This window comes from Luteibacter sp. P4_E6, assembly GCF_056401535.1.
The window spans coordinates 1-2,960 of sequence record NZ_JBFUJE010000484.1; the positions used below are offsets into that span (position 1 = coordinate 1).

A 2,960-nucleotide genomic window follows, 5' to 3' on the forward strand; every position below is an offset into this window, starting at 1 on the left:
GTGGCACAACCACGGTCAAGGGCACGCAGACGCGCTCGGCGGCCGGCGCTCCGGGCTCCCACGCTGCGGCAGGCTCGTGGCTTACGACGAGCTACCAGAGCGCCTCCGAGGGCGTAACGACCTATACGTATAAGGTCGACGGTGACAGCATCAGCATGACCGACCCGAAAGGCGAGTCGTATACCGCCAAACTCGATGGCAAGCCCGTGCCATACAAGGGCGACCCAGGTACCGACATGATTGCCGTCAAGATGGTCGGCCCTACCCTCGTGGAGACATCCATGATGGGAGGCAAGGCGACCTCGGTCGCGAAGTCCACCGTGTCGGCCGACGGCAAGACGATGACCACGACGATTCACAACGAGCTGAGCAAGCGCGATGTCACCCTCGTGGCRCTCAAGCAGTAGATGCCATAGCCCGGCCCCGAGCCGGGCTATTTATCCGGTTGGATCTAGGTAGTTCAACGGTTTCCGGGCACCGCCGGTGGGTGCAAGATCATGCACGCCTGTTCAATCGCTCGCTCGCACTAGGGAGTACCGTGTCTACGGGCAGGATGTCCGGCTTGCAACCGCGTTCCGGTCACGTCACAGGCAGGGGTGTCATATCGATGGTTCACGAACACCGTGCAATCGGTGACTTTGCGGTCGGCCGTTACGTGGCCGGGGTTGTGCTGTGCCTGGCGCTTCTCATCGGCACAGGCCCCGTGTACGCCCAGGCACGCAGCGCGGTGACGGCGCCCGACAGCATCGCCACCCGGGTCATGGCCTGCACCACCTGCCACGGCCTGCGCGGCGAGGGCAGCAACGACGACTACTTCCCCAGGCTGGCGGGCAAACCCGCACGCTACCTGTACAACCAGCTGGTCGCCTTTCGGGACGGGCAGCGAAAGTACGCCCCCATGAACTATCTGCTCGAGTACCTCCCTGACGCCTATCTCCAGGAGATGGCCGAGTACTTCGCCGAGCAGCAAACGCCCTTCCCGACGCTGCCCAAGCCCGATGTCTCACCGGCCGTGATGGCCCTGGGACAGAAGCTGACCCTGGAAGGCGACGAACGCAGGCATATTCCTTCGTGTGTCGCCTGTCATGGCGCCTCACTGACGGGCGTCTCGCCCGACATCCCGGGGTTGCTCGGACTGCGCGCCAAGTACATCAGCGCCCAGCTCGGCGCCTCGCGCTACGGCGCACGCGTCTCGGCGAAACCCAACTGCATGCAAAAGATCACCGTCCTGCTTTCCGATGCGGATATCGCCGCGGCTGCGGCGTACCTGTCGTCCCTGCCCTCGCCGCCGAACCCCGCACCGGCCACCGAAGGTTCGCTCAAGCTGGCACTCACTTGCCAAAGTAGTGAAGCCCGATGAGAACGCATCGCTGGTTCGCGCTCGGATTACTGGTTCTGGCACAGGCCGGATACGGACAGGACACGTCGATCGTCGCGCGCGGTGAATACCTGGCACGCGCCTCCGACTGCATCGCATGCCATAGCAACCCGGGAGATAAGCCCTTCGGTGGCGGCCGACCCATGTCGACGCCCTTCGGCACGCTCTATTCGCCGAACATTTCGCCCGACCGCGCCACCGGCATCGGCGCGTGGACGGCCGACGAGTTCTACAACATGATGCGCACCGGCCGCTCGCGGTCGGGCATGTTGCTTTACCCCGCCATGCCGTTTGCCGCCTACACGAAGATGACCCGGCCGGACATCGACGCGATCTTCGCGTACCTGAAAACGGTGCCGCCGGTGCATCGGCCCAACACCGCGCAGGACCTCCGCTTTCCGTATAACAACCGCACCCTCCTCCTTGGGTGGCGCACGCTTTACTTCACCGAGGGCGAGTACAAGCCCGACCCGTCGAAGTCGAGCGACTGGAATCGCGGCGCCTACCTCGTCGAGGGACCCGGTCACTGCGCGATGTGCCATACCGCCATCAATGCCCTGGGTGGCAGCTCCGCGTCAGCCGCCTATCAAGGCGGACTCATTCCCATGCAGTACTGGTACGCGCCCTCCCTGACCTCCAACCATGAGGCCGGACTGGGCGACTGGAGCATCGCGGACATCTCCGACCTGCTACAGGCGGGCGTTTCCGCGCGCGGCGCGGTCTACGGTCCCATGGCCGAAGTCGTCCATAACAGCCTGCAGTACCTCTCCGACGCCGATATCCGGGCGATGGCCGTTTACTTGAAAGCCCTGCCAGCCACCGGCGCATCGAGCGCGCCCACGCAGGCCGAGGTGCAGGACAAGCTTCGCCTCTTTCCGCTGGGCAAGAAAATCTACGCGGCCCAGTGCGCCACCTGTCACGGCACGCAGGGTGAAGGCAAGGGATCCGACTTCCCGCCGCTGGCCGGCAACCAGTCGATCCAGATGACATCGTCGGTCAATCCGATCCGCATGGTTCTCAACGGCGGCTATCCGCCCGGGACGATACGCAATCCCCGGCCGTACGGCATGCCGCCCTTCGCACAAGGACTGTCGGACGAGGAAGTCGCTGCCGTGGTCACGTATATACGCACCGCCTGGAACAACCGTGGCACCGCCGTCACCGACGCGGACGTCAACGCGTTGCGTTCGGCGCCGCTGGATTAAGAGGACAGCCTGCATGAGCGATATCGACAAAGAACCTGGCAGCGAAGACAAACGTGTCGATGAGATCGTGCGTGCCGGTCCGCGGGGCGCCTTGATGGTCGCCGGCGTCGCTGTCGCCGTCGTCTTCCTGATGTGGTTCCTCTTCTACTTCTTCGCCTTCCTTCCGCGTGGCGTCATTTTTCACTAAGGACTCGTCATGGCCCGAGCGGTTCCCGCAGATCCACATGATGGCGAAGCCGTCGCCAAGCGCATCGAGAATCGTTGGGCGCTCACCATGGTGGGTCTGGTCGCGTTGCTGGTAGCGATGGTGATCTTTACCGGCCTCCACTGGGCGACGATGCCCCCTTCGCGCGTCGAGACAATCAATCCTTCCACCC

At 64.0% G+C, this 2,960-nt stretch carries 4 protein-coding genes and 1 pseudogene; all 5 read left to right on the top strand.

The window, feature by feature from the left end:
- Positions 1-407 (top strand): annotated as a pseudogene (locus AC1DT2_RS19575) (hypothetical protein); the annotation flags it as partial.
- Positions 408-607: 200 nt separating this feature from the next.
- Positions 608-1,360, top strand: a complete 753-nt coding sequence (locus AC1DT2_RS19580; protein WP_477298139.1) for a c-type cytochrome — start codon at positions 608-610, stop codon at positions 1,358-1,360.
- The gene (locus AC1DT2_RS19585; protein ID WP_477298140.1) at positions 1,357-2,583 is read left to right on the top strand and encodes a c-type cytochrome; all 1,227 of its coding nucleotides are present in this window, start codon (positions 1,357-1,359) and stop codon (positions 2,581-2,583) included. Before AC1DT2_RS19580 ends, AC1DT2_RS19585 begins: the two co-directional genes overlap by 4 nt.
- Before the next feature lie 13 nt (positions 2,584-2,596).
- Positions 2,597-2,770: a hypothetical protein gene (locus AC1DT2_RS19590; protein WP_213950114.1), complete on the top strand. Its 174-nt coding sequence runs from the start codon at positions 2,597-2,599 to the stop codon at positions 2,768-2,770.
- Between the two features lie 9 nt (positions 2,771-2,779).
- Positions 2,780-2,960 (top strand): hypothetical protein (locus tag AC1DT2_RS19595; RefSeq protein ID WP_477298141.1); only part of this gene is annotated, 181 nt, incomplete at its 3' end.